This is a genomic window from Gilliamella sp. Choc5-1, assembly GCF_001690595.1.
Lineage (GTDB): Bacteria > Pseudomonadota > Gammaproteobacteria > Enterobacterales > Orbaceae > Gilliamella > Gilliamella apicola_M.
Map to the genome: position 1 here is coordinate 1 of NZ_LZHH01000122.1, position 21,532 is coordinate 21,532.

The 21,532-nt window shown below is 33.9% G+C and carries 17 protein-coding genes; 7 read left to right on the top strand and 10 right to left on the bottom strand.

Going from position 1 to position 21,532, the window contains the following annotated elements:
- Positions 1–767: 767 nt before the first annotated feature.
- Together pflB and focA are read right to left on the bottom strand one after the other, a co-directional pair.
- Complete coding sequence (pflB, locus tag A9G35_RS11515; protein ID WP_065636986.1) at positions 768–3,050, bottom strand: formate C-acetyltransferase; 2,283 nt, start codon at positions 3,048–3,050, stop codon at positions 768–770.
- Positions 3,051–3,117: 67 nt separating this feature from the next.
- Positions 3,118–3,966, bottom strand: coding sequence for a formate transporter FocA (gene focA / locus A9G35_RS11520; RefSeq protein WP_218057276.1), 849 nt, complete (start codon positions 3,964–3,966; stop codon positions 3,118–3,120).
- Positions 3,967–4,320: 354 nt separating this feature from the next.
- Here focA and argA point away from each other — a divergent pair, with 354 nt between their 5' ends.
- A complete protein-coding gene (argA, locus tag A9G35_RS11525) occupies positions 4,321–5,649 on the top strand; it encodes an amino-acid N-acetyltransferase (RefSeq protein ID WP_065636987.1) in 1,329 nt (442 codons plus the stop codon).
- Positions 5,650–5,719: 70 nt separating this feature from the next.
- On the opposite strand, the gene A9G35_RS11530 is transcribed toward argA, so the two are convergent.
- Both A9G35_RS11530 and A9G35_RS11535 read right to left on the bottom strand, forming a co-directional pair.
- On the bottom strand, positions 5,720–7,204 hold the full coding sequence (locus tag A9G35_RS11530) for a hypothetical protein (RefSeq protein WP_141673875.1): 1,485 nt from the start codon (positions 7,202–7,204) through the stop codon (positions 5,720–5,722).
- Positions 7,205–7,700: 496 nt separating this feature from the next.
- Positions 7,701–9,257 carry a hypothetical protein gene (locus A9G35_RS11535; protein WP_065636989.1) on the bottom strand — a complete coding sequence of 519 codons (1,557 nt, stop codon included), beginning with the start codon at positions 9,255–9,257 and terminating at the stop codon, positions 7,701–7,703.
- Between the two features lie 762 nt (positions 9,258–10,019).
- On the opposite strand from A9G35_RS11535, the gene glyQ reads away from it, so the two are divergent.
- The 4 genes from glyQ to ybaK all read left to right on the top strand — a co-directional run bounded on the left by glyQ (position 10,020) and on the right by ybaK (position 14,510).
- The gene (gene glyQ, locus A9G35_RS11540; protein WP_034912362.1) at positions 10,020–10,952 is read left to right on the top strand and encodes a glycine--tRNA ligase subunit alpha; all 933 of its coding nucleotides are present in this window, start codon (positions 10,020–10,022) and stop codon (positions 10,950–10,952) included.
- 10 nt (positions 10,953–10,962) lie between these two features.
- Positions 10,963–13,041: a glycine--tRNA ligase subunit beta gene (gene glyS, locus A9G35_RS11545; RefSeq protein ID WP_065636990.1), complete on the top strand. Its 2,079-nt coding sequence runs from the start codon at positions 10,963–10,965 to the stop codon at positions 13,039–13,041.
- A 73-nt stretch (positions 13,042–13,114) separates the two neighbouring features.
- A complete protein-coding gene (locus A9G35_RS11550; RefSeq protein ID WP_065636991.1) occupies positions 13,115–13,933 on the top strand; it encodes a hypothetical protein in 819 nt (272 codons plus the stop codon).
- Positions 13,934–14,024: 91 nt separating this feature from the next.
- Positions 14,025–14,510 (top strand): Cys-tRNA(Pro) deacylase, encoded by a 486-nt coding sequence (gene ybaK / locus A9G35_RS11555; RefSeq protein WP_065636992.1) that lies wholly within the window; start codon positions 14,025–14,027, stop codon positions 14,508–14,510.
- 178 nt (positions 14,511–14,688) lie between these two features.
- Here ybaK and A9G35_RS11560 read toward each other — a convergent pair whose 3' ends face one another.
- The 4 genes from A9G35_RS11560 to A9G35_RS11575 all read right to left on the bottom strand — a co-directional run bounded on the left by A9G35_RS11560 (position 14,689) and on the right by A9G35_RS11575 (position 17,802).
- A complete protein-coding gene (locus A9G35_RS11560) occupies positions 14,689–14,961 on the bottom strand; it encodes an HU family DNA-binding protein (RefSeq protein ID WP_065636993.1) in 273 nt (90 codons plus the stop codon).
- Positions 14,962–15,142: 181 nt separating this feature from the next.
- Positions 15,143–15,736: a YjaG family protein gene (locus A9G35_RS11565; protein ID WP_065636994.1), complete on the bottom strand. Its 594-nt coding sequence runs from the start codon at positions 15,734–15,736 to the stop codon at positions 15,143–15,145.
- Positions 15,733–16,803, bottom strand: a complete 1,071-nt coding sequence (gene hemE, locus A9G35_RS11570) for a uroporphyrinogen decarboxylase (protein WP_065636995.1) — start codon at positions 16,801–16,803, stop codon at positions 15,733–15,735. The genes A9G35_RS11565 and hemE overlap by 4 nt, the downstream gene beginning before the upstream one ends.
- A gap of 84 nt (positions 16,804–16,887) precedes the next feature.
- The gene (locus tag A9G35_RS11575; protein ID WP_065636996.1) at positions 16,888–17,802 is read right to left on the bottom strand and encodes a LysR family transcriptional regulator ArgP; all 915 of its coding nucleotides are present in this window, start codon (positions 17,800–17,802) and stop codon (positions 16,888–16,890) included.
- Positions 17,803–18,008: 206 nt separating this feature from the next.
- On the opposite strand from A9G35_RS11575, the gene rpiA reads away from it, so the two are divergent.
- Positions 18,009–18,674: a ribose-5-phosphate isomerase RpiA gene (gene rpiA / locus A9G35_RS11580; RefSeq protein ID WP_065636997.1), complete on the top strand. Its 666-nt coding sequence runs from the start codon at positions 18,009–18,011 to the stop codon at positions 18,672–18,674.
- A 69-nt stretch (positions 18,675–18,743) separates the two neighbouring features.
- Positions 18,744–19,985: a phosphoglycerate dehydrogenase gene (gene serA, locus A9G35_RS11585; RefSeq protein WP_065636998.1), complete on the top strand. Its 1,242-nt coding sequence runs from the start codon at positions 18,744–18,746 to the stop codon at positions 19,983–19,985.
- 278 nt (positions 19,986–20,263) lie between these two features.
- Here serA and srlR read toward each other — a convergent pair whose 3' ends face one another.
- Together srlR and gutM are read right to left on the bottom strand one after the other, a co-directional pair.
- Positions 20,264–21,046, bottom strand: a complete 783-nt coding sequence (srlR, locus tag A9G35_RS11590) for a glucitol operon DNA-binding transcriptional repressor SrlR (RefSeq protein ID WP_065636999.1) — start codon at positions 21,044–21,046, stop codon at positions 20,264–20,266.
- Positions 21,047–21,146: 100 nt separating this feature from the next.
- On the bottom strand, positions 21,147–21,512 hold the full coding sequence (gene gutM, locus A9G35_RS11595) for a transcriptional regulator GutM (RefSeq protein ID WP_065637000.1): 366 nt from the start codon (positions 21,510–21,512) through the stop codon (positions 21,147–21,149).
- Positions 21,513–21,532: the final 20 nt, after the last annotated feature.

Here is a 21,532-nt window from a genome sequence, read left to right on the forward strand (position 1 = left end):
TCCATTATTATCACATAAATAGTTAAGATGCTGCCTGTTCGCCGATAGTGTTTATGATGACGTATCCCCAATGTAAAAAGAGATATCCCACTATATACCTTTTTGGTTAGAGCTTGTCAGTAGCTTAAGCTCTTTACAATTCACGACGTTTATCAGCAATTCACTTACGTTCATCTTTCTATTTAGCCTAGCCCCTCATGACATGCTACTTGCCATTACTTAATGTTACCTCACGATACGCATTAACCTTGCTATTCCTCAAGGGGGTACATTGTCAGGAAGCTCCATACCAGACCGTTGCCAATCTCGCACTATCCCTAGGCTACTGTTAGTCATATAACAGGTTGACTCATATTTTATATAACATAGTGCCTATAAAATATGCCAACAATGATAATAACAGCTTGTGCACTTATTTAACTTCACAATAGGTCAATTCTAGCTTAAACTATATGCTGATGGGTTCTTTCGTTTCCTTGGTCAATTCAATAATTTCTTATTGAATACCTTGGAAATTCCAGAATATCAGATATGATTAATTGAATTGTCCAAAGAATTAGTTCTTTAAATATATGAGATTTGTCTCTCACAGACTAAAAAATTATTCTTTACCGAATATAGGTTACACAATATCCTTTCGGACATGTGTAACGTCCTACTCAGATATTGTGAAGGGTAGCTAATTAAAGTTGTTCACTTTAATAGCCCACCTAACTTTATTGAATAAAATCAATAAGTTAGGTGCCATAAGCACGCCCTTGTCGCACTTACATTGATTGGGTAAATGTACGGTTAATTACGTCATTTTGTTGTTCTTTAGTTAATGAGTTGAAACGCACTGCATATCCTGAAACACGAATAGTTAATTGTGGATATTTTTCAGGATGTTCCATCGCATCTAATAATGTATCACGATTTAATACATTAACATTTAGATGTTGACCACCTTCTACTGTAGCTTCGTGATGGAAATAACCATCCATTAAACCAGCTAAGTTGCGTTTACGCACATCATCATCTTTACCTAAAGCATTTGGAACGATAGAGAAAGTATAAGAAATACCATCTTTAGCATAAGCAAATGGAAGTTTAGCAACAGATGTTAATGAAGCTACCGCACCTTTTTGGTCACGACCGTGCATTGGGTTAGCACCTGGTCCAAATGGCGCACCAGCACGACGTCCGTCTGGAGTATTACCTGTTTTCTTACCATAAACAACGTTTGATGTAATGGTTAATACAGATTGTGTAGGTGTTGCATTACGATAAGTTTTAAGTTTTTGAATTTTCTTCATAAAACGTTCAACTAAATCAACAGCAATATCATCAACTCGTGGATCATTATTACCAAATTGTGGGTATTCACCTTCAATTTCAAAGTCAGTAGCTAAACCATCTTCATCACGAATTGCTTTTACTTTTGCATACTTAATCGCAGAAAGAGAGTCAGCTGCAACTGAAAGGCCAGCAATACCACATGCCATAGTACGAATAACATCACGATCATGAAGCGCCATTAATGATGCTTCATAGCTGTATTTATCGTGCATATAGTGAATTGCATTTAATGCTGTTACGTATTGTTTTGCTAACCAATCCATAAAGTGGTCTAAACGAGCAAACACTGTATCAAAATCTAAATATTCATCAGTGATTGGAGTCTCTTTAGGGCCAACTTGCATTTTTAATTTTTCATCCACACCGCCGTTGATTGCGTATAGTAGAGTTTTAGCAAGGTTTGCACGTGCACCAAAGAATTGCATTTGTTTACCAACAATCATTGGGCTTACACAACATGCAATAGCATAGTCATCATTATTAAAGTCAGGACGCATTAAATCATCATTTTCATATTGTAATGATGATGTATCGATAGATACTTTTGATGCGAACTCTTTAAATCCACTTGGTAATTTTTCAGACCAAAGGATTGTCATGTTAGGTTCTGGTGATGGACCCATTGTATATAAAGTATTTAAGAAACGGAAAGAAGTCTTAGTTACTAATGTACGACCGTCAACACCCATGCCAGCGATAGATTCAGTTGCCCAAATTGGGTCACCAGAGAATAATTCATCATATTCTGGTGTACGCAAGAAACGAACCATACGTAACTTCATAACAAAATGGTCAACAATTTCTTGTGCTTCTTTTTCAGTAATTAAACCAGCGGCAAGATCACGTTGGAAATAGATATCAAAGAAAGTTGAAGTACGACCTAAAGACATTGCCGCACCATTTTGTGATTTAACCGCAGCTAAATAACCAAAATATGTCCATTGAACAGCTTCTTGTGCTGTTTTTGCAGGTCCAGAAATATCAAAGCCGTATTTAGCAGCCATTTCTTTAATTTGACCAAGTGCACGATGTTGCTCAGCGATTTCTTCACGACGTTGCATAGTCATTGCTAAATCAACACCATTTTCAAAATCAGCTTGTAATGAATTGAACTGTGCAAATTTGTCTTGCATCAAATAATCAATACCGTAAAGTGCCACACGACGGTAATCACCAATGATACGACCACGACCGTAAGCATCAGGAAGACCAGTGATAACACCAGATTTACGACAACGAAGGATATCAGGAGTATAGATATCGAAAACACCTTGGTTATGAGTTTTACGATATTCAGTGAAGATTTTTTTGACTAAAGGATCAAGCGTTCTGTTATAAGCTTTACAAGAATTTTCGATCATTTTGATACCACCAAACGGAATAATTGCACGTTTTAGTGGTTTTTCAGTTTGTAAACCAACAATTTTTTCTAAATCTTTTTCGATATAACCTGCATCATGAGCAGTAATTGTTGAAATAACACTTGTATCAAAATCCACAGGAGCATGGGTTGCATTTTCAACTTTAATGCCTTCCATTACTTTATCCCATAACTTAGTAGTAGCTTCTGTCGCGCCAGCTAAGAAAGACTCATCGCCCTCGTATGGCGTGTAGTTCTTTTGAATAAAATCGCGGACATTGACACTATTTTGCCAATCACCATCTTTAAATCCTTTCCAAGCAACTGCTTGTACTTCGTTTAAATTACTCATAATTTTCACCTCAGGTTTACAAAAATATCTATTTACCCTCATATATGTTAGGGCAAATATCATAAAATCAATGTGGCTTACGTAAATATAAAGCCCAATAAGGTAGCGCGACCGCTAAACCACCTAAAATATTCCCGATTGTAACTGGAATTAAATTGTTGAATATAAAATGCGTTACAGTTAAATCTTTAAATGTATCTGGCGCTACATTAACCGCTTGCCAAAATTCAGGGGAAGCAAAATTATTAATCACAATACCCATTGGTATCATAAACATATTAGCAATGCTATGTTCAAAGCCACTAGCAACAAACATAGCAACAGGAAGAACCATGATTAACATTTTATCAAGTAAGCTACGGCCAGCATAACTTAACCATGCAGCCAAGCAAACCATTAAGTTAGCTAAAAAACCAAGGAATACCGCTTCAACAAAAGTATGATGTAACTTGTGATCGGCAGTTTGCAATACATTCAATCCCCACTGTCCGTTAGCTACCATATACTGACCCGAAAGCCAAATCATCATTACAAACAGTATAGCACCAATAAAGTTACCAATATAGACCAAAATCCAATTACGGAACATTTTTAACCAAGTTACTTTATGCGTCATTCTTGGTAAGATAGTCAAGACGGTTGAAGTAAAAAGATCAGCGCCACAGCAAACAACTAACATTAAGCCTAATGAAAAGCAAATACCTCCAACTAATTTAGCCAAACCGAAGGCAACGGTTGCTGTGCCAGTTGTAACGGTAATATAAAAAACAAAAGCAATAGAGATAAAAACACCTGCAAGAATTGCAGATAAAATCGTGCTACATGGGTGTTTATTTACTTTGTAGTTGCCAATGTCTTCGGCAATTTGTGTCATTTGTGCGGGGGAATAGGAATCCACAAGTTTATCTGTACTCAAACTAACATCCTCAAAAAAACTAGGGTTTTATGAGACGCATAGTATACTCAAAATTTGAAGCAGATCACGTTTTTTTATTAAAAAAAATTATAAACCAAAAAAACCATTATTTATTAAATAAGTTATTTATAATAAAAATTTAATCAGCTAAGTTTTTATGAGAAATTTATCTGCCTTTAATGTACTAACCTTACTTAACACTAAAGAAAACAACAAACAAAAGGATAAGCTGTATATGACTTGCAATAACTATTGATTATTTAATAAATTTTTATAAAAACATCTTGCGTTCAAATCCAAAATAAATAAAAATATATAAAATATGAATAAATATTCATTTTAAAAGGGTGCAAAATGAAAGAGCGAACGACGGAATTAGTTGAAGGATTACGGCATTCAGTACCTTATATCAATGCACATCATGGTGAAATATTTGTTATATTACTCACTGGTGCTGTTTTAAAAAGTAATAATTATTCAAGTATCATCAATGACATTGGACTGCTATATAGCCTTGGTATTAAACTGGTTATTGTTCATGGTGCACGTAATCAAATTGATGAATCTCTTATAAACCATAAAATCCAACCTAAATATCATAAAAATACTAGAATTACTGATGCAAGCACTTTAGATATTGTTAAACAGGTCACTGGATTGTTACAACTCAATATTACAGCAAGTTTATCAATGAGTTTAAATAATACCCCATTACAAGGTGCACATATCAGTGTTGTAAGTGGTAATTTCGTCATTGCACAACCTTTGGGGGTTGATGATGGTGTTGATTATTGCCATACAGGAAAAATTCGGCGTATTAATAAAGAGTCCATAGAACAACAATTAGAACGAGATTCTATTGTATTGTTAGGCCCTGTTGGTGTTTCAGTTACAGGCGAAAGTTTTAATTTAGCTTCTGAAGATGTTGCCGCTGAAGTAGCTATTCGCTTAAAAGCCGATAAATTGATTGGTTTTTGTGCGGAGCAAGGTGTGTTAGATGAATATGGCCATGTCATCACCGACCTTTATCCTGTTGATGCTGATAATTATATTAAACAAAAAGAACAGCAAGATAAGCATTTATCCAGTGAGGTACGTTTTTTGCGAGCAGCTTCAAAAGCATGCCGTAATGGTGTTAGGCGAAGCCATTTGGTAAGTTATTTGGTTGATGGTTCGATTTTACAAGAATTATTTTCTCGTGATGGAATTGGAACACAAGTTGCAATGGAACACTCTGAACAAGTTCGTTCGGCAAAAATTAACGATATCGGTGGAATATTAGAACTTATTCGGCCACTTGAAGAACAAGGTATTTTAGTTAAACGTTCACGTGAACAATTAGAGATGGAAATTGATAAATTTACTATTATTGAACGCGATAACATGACCATAGGTTGTGCTGCACTTTACCCTTACCTAGAAGAAAAAATGGGCGAAATGGCATGTGTGGCTATTCATCCAAATTATCAAAACTCATCTCGAGGAAATATTCTTATTGAAAAGTTAATAGAACAAGCAAAGCAGTTAGGACTTAAAACAATTTTTGTCTTAACTACACGTAGCATTCATTGGTTTCGCGAAAAAGGCTTTAGCCCTGCTGAAGTGGATGATTTACCAATTAAAAAGAAACAACTTTATAATTATCAGCGAAATTCAAAAATCCTAATGTTTAATATTATTTAGTGTTTTACAAAACAAGTAAGGGCTACTTTTTTATTATAACGTTAAAAAAGAAGCCTTTACTTATCAGGCATTAGTAAATTTTTTTACCACAAACAGCCCTTTTAATTTCATGAAGCCCCCACGCATTTGGAAATGATATCATGCCATCATGACTAGAAATTACTATTCCTTCTGTAATTGGCTGGTGATTAATCGTGGTCTGGTGCGATTCACTCGTGAAATACCAAGCATAATCCCAATTTGATTTTGGATAAGTAGGTCCATAACCATAATGTGTAGCTTTAAGTGTTCTGCCCCATTCGCCAAAAACGCCTAAACCAATACCTCGTGTAAATACATTATATACACGGCCTTGATAACTATCTAAATTCCCACTTGCAAAACTTGAAGCACTATTTAAATCTTTACGTTCTAATAATTGCATAGGGCTTGTGCATTTTAATCTTGCATCTGCTTGATTAGCTACATATCCAGGCTGAGGCTCAACCCATAAACCTAATGTAAATGTATAATTATCACGGATATTAGCATCTGATTTTAATGTTGCTGTAATAGTGGCCTCTTTGACTGGGTCCTTTAAAGTAACAATTCCCTCCCTATCAACCTCTACAAGGCTATTATTACTTGTAAAATTATAATCGTTTTGCATTCCACTCATAACAAGTTGGAACTGCGCACCTGAAAAGCCAGTTGTTGGAAAATGCTTACGTGATACAGTAGGTTCAACTTTAAAACCTTGGTTTATTACATAATCATCAGTATGTCCACCACCAACAGCTGGATTCGGTTTATCTTTATTTATACCGCCTAAACCAAGTTCTGTTAGATTCCATTGAGCATCATTTTCAGTTCTATCATTTCTAACTGAACGCCATTGAGTGCCTGAATCTAACTTTGTTGCATTTGGTTTTGCAAAACAGGCCTTAGCAATCATTATCTTATATGTTTTGGTTATTGGTTTTTCTTGGGATGAAGTTTTAATGCTACTTACAGGATCACTTTCGTTAGGGTCACCATGTGTTGTTTTAACTTTAATATCCTTTGCTATAATTTCTAATTGTAAAGGCATTTTGTACTTATTATGACTGCATGCAATATCATCATAATCGGCTTGGGCAATAATTTTACCGTCATTATCTTTCCAAACATGAGTTAGATTAACTGTAATTGGTGTAATTGGATCAAAAGCATCACCATCAAAATCAAAATAATCGCCATTAGGGTCACTTGCTGTTCTAGGTGTAAAATAACTTTTTATAATAAAATTACCAAGTTTAGTATTCTTATCAAAATACTTTGCGCTACCACTTGTTATATTGCCATATATTTCACTATAATCGTTTCCGTTATAGCTAAATCCAAGTTTATTTATTGTAGTATCGGTCAAAAAAAATACAGGTTTAGTGCCTTGAATTGCATTGATTGTTGAGGATGAAATTGCTGCATTAGCTACATTAAAACTATTTAATGCAAAAATAGTAGAAAAAAGACCTATTTTTGCAATTTTATTTTTAGTATCTAATACCCAAAATGTATATTCACAATTCTTATTCAAATGCGAAACAAATTGAGAGTTGAATCTATTTAAAAAATGATATTTTGTTAAAAAACGTAGATGACATCTTCTATTATATTGTTTCATATTTAATTCTCAGTTATTTACAATTAAATAATCAAATATTTTTCTAATTCCTATACTTAATTATAGGAATTACTCTATTTCATTACAGTAATTTAAGATGCTACTGTAATGAATACATATAAAAACAAATTTTAACTGCTTTACTAACTTTTATGATACGATTAAAACCGTATAAAGTAATTTAATAGAATACTTTATGAGTTTTTAGAAGATTGTTTTCATTATAAATTATACCACCCCCTTATATTTCCTACATTAGGATAAATTAAATCAGGTTATTACATATAACGAAAGCGTTAGAACTTTTCTTTGTCATTATAAAAAACCAAGAAAAGTCCTTTTTATCAGAATGATGAAGATTTTTAAAAGGCTCTTCAAATACCTTTCTTACTAGTTAAACAAGAGTTAACTATAAATGTTTACCACAAACAGCCCATTTAGGTTCATCACGTCCCCATGCACTTGGAAATGATATCATGCCATCATGAGTAGCAACCACGATTCCTTCAATAATGGGTTGATTATTATTATCAATGAATGTGTGTTCTTCATCTGTGAAATACCAACCAAAATTCCATTTTGATTGTGGATAAGTAGCCGGTATACTTCCATAACTTGTATTTAGCACTCTTCCCCACTCGCCTAAAACACCTAAACCAATACCTCGTGTAAATACATTATATACACGATCTTGATATCTATCTAAATTATCGCTTGCAAAATTTGAAGCGTTATTTAAATCTTTGCGCTTTAATAATTGCATAGGGCTTGTGCATTTTAAGTTTGCTTCTGCTTGATTAGCTACATATCCAGACTGAGGTTCAACCCATAGATCTAATGTAAACTTATAATCATAATGAATGTTACTGTCTGACTTTAGCTTTGCAGAAATAGTGACCTCTTTAACTGGGCCTTTTAAAGTAACAATCCCCTCCCTATCAATCTCTGCTAGATTACTATTTGTGGTAAAGTCATAATCTTGCTGTATTCCACCCATGACAAGTTGGAATTGTGCACCAGGAAAGCCAGTTGTTGGAAAATGCTTACGTGACACAGTAGGTTTAACTTTATAGCCTTGGTTTATTACATAATCATCAGTATGTCCGCCACCTACAGCTTGATTCGGTTTATCTTTCCCTGCTCCCGTTAGATTCCATACATCTTCAATTCCACCGTTATTACTCTTAACTGAACGCCATTGATTTGTTGGATCTAAATTAATTCCATTTGGTTTAGCAAAACATGTTTTAGCAACCGCGATTTGATATGTTTTGGTTATCGGTTTCGTTTCAGATGATGTATTAATATTACTTACTGGATTACTTTCGTCAGGAATACCAAATTCTGTTTTAACTTTAATATCGCTTGCTGTAATTTCTAATTGTAAAGGCATTTTGTACTTATTATGACTGCATGCAATATCATTATAATCGGCTTGATCAATAATTTTACCATCACTATCTTTCCAAACATGTGTTAGATTAACTGTAATTGGTGTAATTGGATCAAAAGCATCACCATCAGAATCAAAATAATCGCCATTAGGGTCATTTAGTGCTGCTCTAGGTGTAAAATAACTCTTTATAATAAAATTACCAAGTTTAGTATTTTCATCAAAATACTTAGTGCTACCACTTGTTATATTGTTATGTGTTTCACTATAATCGTTTCCATCATAACTAAATCCAAGTTTATTTATTGTAATATCGGTCGCAAAAAATAGAGGTTTAGTTCCTTGAATTGCATTGATTGTTGAGGATGAAATCGCTGCATTAACTACATTAAAACTATTTAATGCAAAAATAGCAGAAAAAAAACTTATTTTTGTGATTTTTCTTTGAGTATTAAATACAGAAGATATACCTAAGAAATCCTTATTTAAACCCAAAGTCAATCGAGAATGGATATTATTAAAAAAATAATATTTTGTAAAAAAGCTCAGATAATCCTTTATATTTTGTTTCATATTTATTTCTCAATTATTTATTATTAATAATCAGCATATAGATTATTAAAGTTAATTTTTTATAAACTAAAATCTCTTTAATTACTTGATCAGTTATAATAAAGATCTTTAGCCTTTATTATCGCTCATTTTTTTTGAACTATCAAAACAAAATCAACACAAATTGAATGTAAAATAGTCAAAGGTGTTTTTCTGTTTACTTTACGTTAACACATAAATTTTAAAAACATAATATTTTCTTATTAGTTTAAAGTATAATTTCCTCTTATATTGTTTTTACATTATCAAAACAGCATTAAATACAATGTTACTCGTTTTTTTACATCAACTTAAGAGGACTCTATTATTGGGAGAGATCTAATATCCACAAAAAGAAAAATATTGGAAATAGCCAAATTATTTACACTTTATAATTAAAATAACAATCAAAATCTAATACTTTGTTTTTAGATGATTTTTCATATAATTTAACAAGACTATAGTCGCTAATTAAAAGTTTAGAATTTTTTTGTTTCTTTTTTTATTATTCATACCACCTTTTTATTGAAGTACTTATTACTATTTCTGCTTTATCATTATTTGAAGAAAAGTAAGTTTTTAATTACACAACTACATATAAATATGACTGTTTTTAATAAATAAGCGAATTAGGCAATATATTAAACACTATACAATTAGGCATTTCACAAGTATTGATAAAAAGTATAATATATAGCACTATTTAAATTATCGAAAAACCAATTCAACCATAAAGATAACATCATGCAAAAGTTTAATGTCAAAACCTTTCAAGGGTTAATTCTTACGTTACAAGATTACTGGGCTAATCAAGGATGCACCGTGATTCAGCCTTTAGATATGGAAGTTGGCGCGGGGACTTCTCATCCTATGACTTGTTTACGAGCCTTGGGGCCTGAGCCAATTAATGCTGCTTATGTTCAACCATCACGCCGCCCAACCGATGGTCGCTATGGTGAGAACCCAAACAGGCTTCAGCATTATTATCAATTTCAAGTTATCTTAAAGCCTTCTCCTGATAATATTCAAGAGCTTTATTTAGGTTCGTTAAAACAATTAGGTCTTGATCCAACTGTTAATGATATCCGTTTTGTTGAAGATAATTGGGAAAACCCAACCCTTGGTGCTTGGGGGCTTGGTTGGGAAGTTTGGTTAAATGGTATGGAAGTAACCCAATTTACTTACTTTCAACAAGTTGGTGGGCTTGAATGTAAGCCAGTTACTGGTGAAATCACTTATGGACTTGAACGCTTAGCAATGTATATTCAAGGCGTGGATAGTGTTTATGATTTGGTTTGGAGTGATGGTGCATTTGGTAAAACAACTTATGGCGATGTGTTTCATCAAAACGAAGTTGAGCAGTCCACTTATAATTTTGAATACGCCAATGTTGAATTTTTATTTTATTGTTTTGAACAACACGAAAAAGAAGCCAAGTTTTTGCTTGAGTTAGAAAAACCACTACCACTACCTGCTTATGAACGCATCTTAAAAGCGGCTCACTGTTTTAATTTACTTGATGCTCGTAAAGCAATTTCAGTAACTGAGCGACAACGTTATATTTTGCGCATCAGAACATTAACCAAAATGGTGGCAGAAGCCTATTACGCATCTCGCGAAGCTCTTGGCTTCCCTATGTGCCAAAATTCACAATCTAACGAAAGTGCATCAAAGTAGGAATTAGAAAATTATGCAAAAAACATTTTTAGTGGAAATTGGTACCGAAGAGTTACCACCAAAATCACTCCGCACGTTAGCAGAAAGCTTTGCGGCTAATTTTATACAGCAACTTGATAATGCCAATTTAGAACATGGCGAGGTGCTTTGGTATGCATCGCCCCGTCGTTTAGCATTAAAAGTTTTAAATTTGAATAATACGCAACCCGATAGCCAAATAGTTAAACGTGGTCCTGCGGTCAGCGCAGCCTTTGATGCCAATGGCAATGCAACTAAAGCTGCTGAAGGTTGGGCTCGTGGTTGTGGTATTACAGTTGATCAGGCTGAACGTATACAAACTGATAAAGGTGAATGGCTTTCTTATACTCAAAATCAAAAAGGTCAGCCAGTTGTTAATTTGTTATGTGATATGGTTAAAACCGCATTAAGCAAATTACCTATCCCTAAACCAATGCGTTGGGCGGCTCGCCAAGTTGAATTTATTCGTCCATGTCATACTGTTACCATGTTGTATGGTGATGAACTTGTGCCTGGTACGATTTTAGAGATTAAATCAGATCGTATTATTCGTGGCCATCGTTTTATGGGTGAGCAAGAGTTCACTATTGATAATGCAGACCAGTATCCTGAAATTTTGGAACAACGTGGTAAGGTAATTGCTGACTACGATAAACGTAAATCTATTATTAAACAACAAGCTGAAGAAGAAGCTGCAAAATTAAATGGTAAAGCAGATTTAACAGATAATTTGCTTGAAGAAGTTTCCTCTCTAGTTGAATGGCCTGTTGTGTTAACTGCTAAATTTGAGGAGCGATTTTTAGAGGTTCCTGCTGAATCATTGGTTTATACCATGAAAGGCGATCAAAAATACTTTCCTGTTTATGACAAACAAGGCAAATTATTACCAAACTTTATTTTTGTGGCTAATATTGAGTCAAAAGATCCTCAAGTTGTAATTTCAGGTAATGAGAAAGTGGTTCGCCCTCGCCTTGCCGATGCTGAATTCTTTTATCAAACTGATTTAAAACAACGTTTAGAAGACCGTTTGTCTCGTCTTGAAACAGTTTTATTTCAACAACAACTTGGAACAGTTAAGGATAAAGCAATTCGCATTGAATCGTTATCTGGCTTTATTGCCGATAAAATTGGTGCTGATGTTGAGCAAGCCAAACGAGCGGGCAAATTAACAAAATGCGATTTAGTGACTAATACTGTTTTTGAATTCCCTGAAACACAAGGTATTATGGGGCGTTATTTGGCCCTTAAAGATGGCGAAAGTATTGAAGTTGCAACCGCCATTGAAGAACAATATAAACCGCGTTTTGCCGGTGATGAATTACCAAGTACTGCTGTTTCTTGTTCAGTTTCTATCGCTGAAAAATTGGATACTTTAGCCGGCATTTTTGGTATTGGTCAGCATCCTAAAGGTGATAAAGATCCTTTTGCATTGCGTCGCGCTGCTATTGGTGTTTTACGTACTATTGTTGAAAAGGCACTGCCTTTAGATCTTGTTGAACTGGCAGGTTATGCAGCTTCATTATATGGCGATAAGCTTAATAATAAAAACGTAGTTGACGATATTGTTAATTTTATGCAGGGTCGTTTTCGAGCTTGGTATCAAGAACAAGGCTTTGCAATTGATACGATTCAAGCAGTTTTAGCACTTAATCCAACTAAACCCGCTGATTTTGATGCACGCGTTAAGGCAGTAACTCACTTTAGAACCTTGCCCGAAGCCTCGTCATTAGCCGAAGCTAATAAACGTGTATCAAATATTTTATCGAAATCTAAAGCTGAGATAGTTATTCCCCAAAAAGTCAATGCAGCTTTATTAGAGGATGGCGCAGAAGGTGATTTAGCTAAACAAGTTGCCATTTTAACCGACAAACTAGTCCCTTATTTTAATAATGGGCATTACCAAGATGCTTTAGTCGAATTATCTTCGCTTAAAACACCTATTGATGCCTTTTTTGAGTCGGTGATGGTGATGGTTGATAATGAACAAATCAAATTAAACCGATTAGCACTTTTAGAAAAATTACAAAATTTATTCTTAAAAGTTGCGGATATTTCATTATTGCAAGCTTAATTTACGAATTTAATCATTCAAAAATAATAGTGGTAACTAAACCAGTTACCACATATAAGGAACTTACATATAAATGCAAAAAAAAATCTCTTTTCCTTTAACTTTTACACAAACTCGCAATTTTATTCGTAATCGTATTACGCAATTTGTTCTTGTTAGTCTAACACTAGCTTTAATTCATGCGTTTTTTAATTCTTTCTTTGACAAACAAAATCTAGCTGAACAAATCTATTTTTCACGAAATTTAACTAACTATATTTTATTCGTGATGCTGACATTACTAATTAGCATTATTTTAAAAGCAATTAGTATAGCAACAATTTCTAACTTTTATATCAGCGATAAACTTAATTTAAATCTATTACTGTCTAAAGCGTTATCAAATACATTAAAAATTATTCTTTTTTATCTTATCATTGGTGTCTTTATATTTTTTATCTCATTTATGTTATCTATAGTGCTTATTAGTTTAAATTTGCTTTTACCTAAAGAACTTATTTTTATATTAATTTTTTTAGTACTACTGATTCCAATCTTAATTTTAATTATCTTTTGTAACTTCTTTTTTGCTTCGCTAGTTGAACCTAGTCAAAACAATATTCTTGACTCACTTTCATTAAGCATTCAGTTATCAAAAACACAGTGGCGCCCAGCTATTTTGATGGTATTAATCTGCCTAGCATTTGTGATGGTTTTTGCTCAATTAGCTATTGCGTTTGATAATGACAATTTTATCCTTGATACGCTCTTTTCTTTCTGTAGTATCTTTTTTGATATTTTTGTTACTAGCTTTTTCTATCGTCTTTATATGCTAGCAAATAGTACCTCTAACTCAGCAGCACCACCTAACAATGATGATAAAAATAAAGAAGACCACAAATTAATTCTTTAATTGTTATTCATATCCTTGCCAACTCTATTTTGGTAAGGATATTATTTACCATATACTATTTTGATTTAACTAAATCTATTGGATAAAAGCTATGACTCCAGCAATTGATTTACTTAAAAATTTAAAAATGAAATTTAATATCCACCAATATAAACACGATCCAAACCAAACCCACTATGGGCAAGAAGCTGTCGATAAGCTTGATCCAAGCTTAAATATTACTGCAGCTCAAGTTTTTAAAACGTTAGTTGTATGTTTGAACGGTAACTCTAAAACTCTAGCTATTTGTGTGTTACCCGTTGATGGTTATTTAGATCTTAAAAGTGTGGCAAAAGCATTAAACTGCAAAAAGGCAGATTTGGCAGAACCTAATTTAGCACAAAAAGTAACCGGATATTTAATTGGGGGAATTAGCCCTTTAGGCCAAAAACAAACGCTCCCAACACTTATAGATTTAAGTGCTATTCAGTACAACACTATGTTTGTATCTGGTGGCAAAAGAGGCCTAGAAATTGAAATATCACCTCACGATTTAACTAGCATATTACAAGCCAAATTAATAGAAATAACGACTTAACATGGTTAATGGCAATCAAGTTTGAATATAGCCAATGAGTTAGAAAATCAATATGGTAACTAGGTAGGTATCTATTTTTTTATAACACCTTTTATTTTAGTACAATAAAAAAGGCATAAGACGCCGCCTTATGCCCTTAAGTGTTCCATCAAAAATCATCGACAGAAAGAAACACAACTTATTTGATTGCTTCTTTTAAACTTTTACCAGATACGAATGCTGGTACTTTGCTTGCTGCAATTTTAATTTCTTTACCCGTTTTTGGATTACGGCCAGTACGTGCTTTACGCTCATTAACTTTGAATGTACCAAAACCAACTAATTGAACTGGTTCACCAGCTTTTAATGATTCAGTAATAGCTGCTAATGTAGCTTCCAACGCTGTTTTAGCAGCTACTTTAGTAATATCAGCTTTGCTAGCAATAGCGTCGACAAGTTCTGTTTTATTCATGGGGGATATCCTTACATGTTATTTTATTGTTAAAGTTAACATTATAAACGGAGCTAAACTTAACATTTAGCATCGTTACTGTAAACGTTATTTAGATTACATTACTGTTAAATGTAGTCTATATTTGCCTAATATTAAAGAAAAATTTAATAAAAAATAAAAAAATTATACTTTAAGCCGCTTAATCGCCTAAAAAAACACCAATATTACTTGTTTTCGTTACTCGAATTTCATCTTTTAAACTTTTTATTAATTCATTTTGTTCGTTGTTTTTATCACGCAATAAGCGAAACAATTCCCACTGTAAATCAAATTCATCAATTACACTAGGTAAAACTTGTTGTTCATCTTCGGTTAGTGAAACATTATTTTTGGTCATTTCAAATTCAGCAACTGTGGTGGCGGATATACTACTTACTTTAGTGCTATGTTCGGCAATTTCGCCACTTAAATAGGAGTGTAAAATTTCGCTAAGCGCGTGACATGCATCAATAGCAGGGTAAACCATATAAGGGCTATCGTTAGTTACCGTGGGAATAATCGCTTCTAATTTTTCAAGCTGTAAATCAAAATTGATTTTAGCATCTTCAACCAATAATGACTCCCAAACTAAGTCCAGTATTTTTTTATAGCTTTTAGGCACTTCATCATTTTGTTGCTGCTGGCAATAAAACAAAAAATTAGGGTACATTCGTTCACATAGGCAAGCCATAAATAAACGTTGTTGCCATTGTGGTAATTTTTCTATTCTTAATTGAATGGGGTTTTTAATCATTGATGAAACCTTTTTGATTGTTGATGCACTGCTTCAATTAAATATTGCACATGTTCGATAGGAATATCTTGATGGATACCATGACCTAAATTAAAGATATGGCCATTATAAATACCAAATTCACTCAAAACACTCTCTACATTAGATTCTATTGTAAGTTTGTCGGCATATAAAACCGATGGATCTAAGTTTCCTTGTACCGCAATGTGTCCTTTTTGAGTAATAGCACTTAAATTAACTGTCCAATCAACACCAATGGCATCACAACCTGTATTGACAATGCTATCTAACCATAATCCCCCACCTTTTGTAAAAAACGTAACAGGTACATATGAAGTGATATCTTGACTTTTATGGCCACGTTTTAATTTTGATAAGATTAATTGCATATAATGCAGCGAAAATGTTTGATAACTTTGATGGCTTAATACGCCTCCCCAAGTATCAAAAATCATAATAGATTGAGCTCCAGCTTGAATTTGTGCATTTAAATATAATGCGATACTGTTTGCGAGTTTTTCAAGTAGTTGATGCAACGCTTTGGGCTCACTATAAAGCATCTTTTTAATTTTGGTGAATGCTTTGCTACTGCCCCCTTCGATCATGTAGGTGGCTAATGTCCATGGGCTGCCTGAAAATCCAATTAATGGGACTTTGCCATTAAGTTCTTTTTTGGTTAAACGAATTGCATCCATTACATAGCTAAGTGATTGCTCTGGATCGGGAATCGGTAATTGCTCAATATCGGACATGCAAGTGATCGATTGTGTAAACTTAGGACCTTCACCAGCTTCAAAATATAAGCCAAGCCCCATAGCATCAGGAATAGTTAAAATATCCGAAAAAATAATAGCCGCATCAAGCTCGAATCGTTGTAATGGTTGTAAGGTGACTTCACAAGCTAATTCTGGCGTTTGACACATTGTCATAAAATCACCCGCTTTTGATCTTAATTGACGATACTCAGGTAAATAACGACCAGCTTGGCGCATCATCCAAATTGGTGTGTAATCAACAGGCAAACATTGCAAAGCGCGTAAATAACGATCATTTTTTAATTGACTCATATTTTCAGCCTTTAAATATAGACTTTATTTTGTTAAAAAGCTTCAGGAAAGCATGTGTTTCAGTATAAAAATCAGTTAATTTATCTATTTTTTGTGATTTAAAATCTGCGGTTGTGATAATGTATGTTGCGCATAATTAATCAAAGTCTCAGAGATATTTTGCATTACACTACTTTCTGGTGCAAAACGATGCCAATAGAGCATTCGTCTTTGATATAATCCTTCAGTTAAATTAATTAGCTCGCCACTTTTTAATTCTTGTTCAATTTGCAATTTAGGTAGCATACAACAAGCGGAACCTTGCTTAGCGAGTTGCACAAATGCTTCAGATGAACTGGTAATATGGCAAATGACACTGCCAGGCGTAAGGTTGAAGTTTTCTTGCAAAAAGGCTTGATGCATGTCATCTAAATGATCAAATGCAACCGCTGGTGCTTTTAATAATGAAGCTCGACTTACACCGTTTGGAAAGTATATTTTTGCAAAATCAGGTGAAGCCACAAAAATATAGTCTAAAGCACCTAATAAATCAGACAGACAACCTGGTAATGGGTTAGCTTGGATGCTAATTGCACCCACTACAGTTCCTAAGCGCAATAATTCTAAAGTATGTTCTTCGTCTTTGACTTGAATATCAAAACGTAAGATATTTTTATTCAAAACGGGTTTTAATGCGGGTAAAAACCAAGTTGCTAAAGAATCTGCATTAATCGCAATTGATAAAGACAATGGTGTGGCATTTTGCTCGTTATCACCTAACCATTGCTGTTCAAGTAATTCAACTTGATGTAATAAGCCAAGTAAATGTTCACCTTGCTTAGTTGCCTTCGGAGGTATGGTTCTTACCAACAATTGCTGACCAAAAAAGCTTTCTAATTGCTTAATGCGTTGCGATACTGCTGGCTGTGTAATACACAGTTTATCTGCTGCTCGCTCAAATCCTCGCTCTTTTATCACTGCATCTAACGCTTGTAATGCTCTATAATCTGGACGCTTCATAATCTCTTTACTATGATTTGATTATTGCTTGAATGTTCAAGCTAATTGGATATCGCAATAAGTTTTAAATATATCAAAAAGTTGATATATTTTCTTAAAATACTGATGATTTTTATTTTCTAATTGGGTACTATGCCATATCTTCAATAATTTTTCTTTCAAAATTTTATTTTTTTAGAAAATTATCCTTAAATTAGGGCGGTACCATGACTCAAGACGAATTAAAAAAGGCTGTAGGTTGGTCAGCATTAAAATTTATCAAACCCGATTCTTATGTCGGAGTGGGCACTGGCTCAACGGCATCTCATTTTATTGATGCATTAGCAACAATTAAAGATCAAATCAAAGGCACTGTTTCAAGCTCAGAAGCATCAACACAAAAATTAAAAAGCTATGGTATTACTGTATTAGATTGTAATGAAGTCGATTACTTAGATGTTTATGTCGATGGTGCTGATGAAATAAACCACCATTTACAAATGATTAAAGGCGGTGGTGCAGCTTTAACGCGTGAAAAAATTGTTTCTGCCATTGCTAAGCAATTTGTTTGTATTGTTGATGAATCAAAAGTTGTTGATGTTTTAGGTTCGTTTCCATTACCTGTTGAAGTGATCCCTATGGCGCGTTCTTATGTCGCTCGCGAATTATTTAAATTGGGAGGCAAACCAATATATCGTCAAGGTGTCATTACTGATAATGGTAATGTTATTTTGGATGTTCATGATCTTGTCATTTCAAATGCAATAGAGTTAGAAAATCGAATTAATAGCATTGCAGGGGTGGTTACTGTTGGCCTATTTGCTAATAAAGGGGCGGATATTACTCTAGTTGGCTGTAGCTCTGGTGTAAAAGAGCTGAAATTAGCTAATTAGAATCAACTTATCATGTTGTATAACAATAAGTACCCATTCGCATTTTGAAAAAAGGAAAGAGAGGAAATAATGGTTGTTCAGACTTTAACCAAAGATGAAAACAAGTTTTTGTTACTTGAAGGTGTTCATCCTAGTGCAATAGATGTATTAAAATCCGCTGGTTTTACGAATATTGAATATCAAAAAAGTGCACTATCGTCCGAAGAACTAAAACAAGCCTTAAAAGATGTCCGTTTTATTGGTATCCGCTCAAGAACGCAATTAACCAAAGAGATCATCGACTCAGCACCAAAGCTTGCTGGCATTGGTTGTTTTTGTATTGGTACGAATCAAGTCGATCTTGATGCTGCCACTGTAAAAGGTATTCCTGTATTTAATGCGCCATTTTCAAACACTCGATCAGTTGCTGAACTTGTTTTGGCTGAAGCTATTTTGCTATTGCGCCGAGTACCCGAAGCAAATGCTAAAGCACACCAAGGAAAATGGAATAAGATTGCCACAGGTTCGCACGAGGCTCGTGGTAAAAATTTAGGTATCATTGGTTATGGGCATATTGGTAGTCAACTAAGTATTTTGGCCGAATCATTAGGGATGAATGTCTATTTTTACGATATCGAAACAAAATTGCCTTTAGGTAATGCTAAACAAATTTCAACAATGGAAGAATTACTTGCTATAAGCGATATTGTCTCTATGCATGTACCAGAAAACGCAACAACTATCAAAATGATCAGCGATAAAGAAATTGATGCGATGAAATCAGGCGCAATTTTAATTAATGCTTCGCGTGGTAAAGTTATCGATCTTGATGCATTAACCAAAGCATTAAACACAAATAAACTTAGTGGCGCAGCTATTGATGTTTTTCCAACTGAACCGGCTAGTAATAACGATCCATTTGAATCACCATTGTGTCAATTTGATAACGTAATTATTACCCCACACATTGGTGGGTCTACTAGCGAAGCTCAAGAAAATATTGGTATTGAAGTTGCCACAAAACTAGCTAAATATTCGGATACTGGCGCAACGCTGTCAGCCGTTAACTTTCCTGAGGCTTCTTTACCTATTCCAACTAAAGGCTCAAGCCGTTTTATTAATATTCATCATAATCAACCTGGTGTTTTAACAGCAATTAATACGCTATTTGCCGAGCAAGGGTTAAATATTTCAGCACAGTATTTGCAAACCGATGCTAAAATTGGTTATGTTGTGATTGATATTGATAGAGTTGAGCAAAGTAAAGCTGAAGAATTACTTGCAAAATTAAAATGTGTACTTGGCACAATTCGGGCAAGGTTGTTGTTTTAAGTTACATGTGTTAAATACCACCAATCTTTTGATAAGTGGCTAATCACTATTATTTAAATGAAATAGTAGTTAAAGCAAATCTGACATTGTTTGATTTTAAGGGCTTACACGTGCAGTTATTTCTTCATCGTGGTAAGTCCTCTCTAGTCTCCATCCGATAATTATTCTACTGCGTTAATAACAGAATGCTTATCGCTCTACTGTAACCTAATTCTTGTTGCAAAATATTCATTTCTTTTTATTTAATGAAATAAACTACAAAATCTATTTTATTTGCGCTAATCGCATTCGTTAGTTTTTACTTTAATAACATTAATTCCTTTTTGGGTTAATGCATCATAATATTTATTATCTAAATTATCATCAGTAATAATCGTATCAACAGCACTTAAATCGCACACAACATTTGGGCTACGGCGACCAAATTTTGAAGAGTCTGCTAATAAAATTAATTTCGCAGCAGCTTTACTCATAGCTACACTACCATGATAACTTTCGTTAAAAGTGGTAACTCCACCGACTAGATCCACCCCATCGGCTCCCATAAATAACTTATCAAACGTATAAGATTCAAACGCTGCAATAGCTAAAGCATTATTACTATGGAAAGAGGCTGATTTTCGACGAAATGTGCCACCAGTTAAAATAATGGTTTGATCATTATCATTTGCTACTAGCTCATTAACCATGTGTAAACTATTGGTCATAATCGTTAAGTTATTAAACCTTGCTAATATAGGGATCATCTGTGCAACTGTGCTTCCTGCATCAAAAATGATAGAATCGCCCTCATGAATAAGTTTAGCTGCTTCTTCTGCAATGGCTTTTTTTTGTGCCGTATTAATATAAGTTTTGTGATCAATGGCTCTATCTCCAACCTCACGGTTGAGCATAGCACCGCCATATGTGCGTAAAACTAAACCACTTTCATGCAGTTGTGTGAGATCTTTACGAATTGTTGTACCTGTTGTTTTAAAATGCTCTGCTAACGCTTCAACACTAATTTGCCCATTTTTTTGCAAATACTCCAAAATCGCTGTTTGTCGTTGTTTCACTTTCATTATTAGATCCACCATGATTATTGATACGCATAATAAACTATCTTACTTTAAAATATATTATTTCATAATGAAAGGGAATATTTTTCAAAATAAAAGTTTGCTAGTTATTATTTTTTGCAGATAATGCCACAATCAATGCGCTTTGGCAGGCAGAATCATTCGGGAAAATATTTTCAGGAATAATATTAGCAACCGATAATCCATGCAGTTGAGCAATTGGCTTTGGTAACGCAAAAACAGTAATACCTTTCATTAATACAGAATCAATAACTACTTGATGTTCATCTAATGAAATTGCAATTAATACTCTTGGCTTAAATCGTGTTGTTTCATTACGACCAATCCCCAGATAAGTTCCTTGTTTCATTGCTAAAAAGGCTCGATTAAAACGACGAATTTGAACCCAACTAAAAATAATTTGAATGCACCAAGCAATTAGAGCAATAGCTATTAGAGTGGTCGTCATATGTGTGATTTTCCAGTTAG

What these genes read in the sequence shown, in the direction of transcription:
- A9G35_RS11535 (WP_065636989.1), bottom strand. Translation starts at nt 9,257, where the DNA reads ATGAAACAAAATATAAAGGATTATCTGAGCTTTTTTACAAAATATTAT.
- ybaK (WP_065636992.1), top strand. Translation starts at nt 14,025, where the DNA reads ATGACTCCAGCAATTGATTTACTTAAAAATTTAAAAATGAAATTTAAT.
- argA (WP_065636987.1), top strand. Translation starts at nt 4,321, where the DNA reads ATGAAAGAGCGAACGACGGAATTAGTTGAAGGATTACGGCATTCAGTA.
- pflB (WP_065636986.1), bottom strand. Translation starts at nt 3,050, where the DNA reads ATGAGTAATTTAAACGAAGTACAAGCAGTTGCTTGGAAAGGATTTAAA.
- gutM (WP_065637000.1), bottom strand. Translation starts at nt 21,512, where the DNA reads ATGACGACCACTCTAATAGCTATTGCTCTAATTGCTTGGTGCATTCAA.
- A9G35_RS11560 (WP_065636993.1), bottom strand. Translation starts at nt 14,961, where the DNA reads ATGAATAAAACAGAACTTGTCGACGCTATTGCTAGCAAAGCTGATATT.
- serA (WP_065636998.1), top strand. Translation starts at nt 18,744, where the DNA reads ATGGTTGTTCAGACTTTAACCAAAGATGAAAACAAGTTTTTGTTACTT.
- hemE (WP_065636995.1), bottom strand. Translation starts at nt 16,803, where the DNA reads ATGAGTCAATTAAAAAATGATCGTTATTTACGCGCTTTGCAATGTTTG.
- glyQ (WP_034912362.1), top strand. Translation starts at nt 10,020, where the DNA reads ATGCAAAAGTTTAATGTCAAAACCTTTCAAGGGTTAATTCTTACGTTA.
- A9G35_RS11550 (WP_065636991.1), top strand. Translation starts at nt 13,115, where the DNA reads ATGCAAAAAAAAATCTCTTTTCCTTTAACTTTTACACAAACTCGCAAT.
- srlR (WP_065636999.1), bottom strand. Translation starts at nt 21,046, where the DNA reads ATGAAAGTGAAACAACGACAAACAGCGATTTTGGAGTATTTGCAAAAA.
- rpiA (WP_065636997.1), top strand. Translation starts at nt 18,009, where the DNA reads ATGACTCAAGACGAATTAAAAAAGGCTGTAGGTTGGTCAGCATTAAAA.
- A9G35_RS11565 (WP_065636994.1), bottom strand. Translation starts at nt 15,736, where the DNA reads ATGATTAAAAACCCCATTCAATTAAGAATAGAAAAATTACCACAATGG.
- A9G35_RS11575 (WP_065636996.1), bottom strand. Translation starts at nt 17,802, where the DNA reads ATGAAGCGTCCAGATTATAGAGCATTACAAGCGTTAGATGCAGTGATA.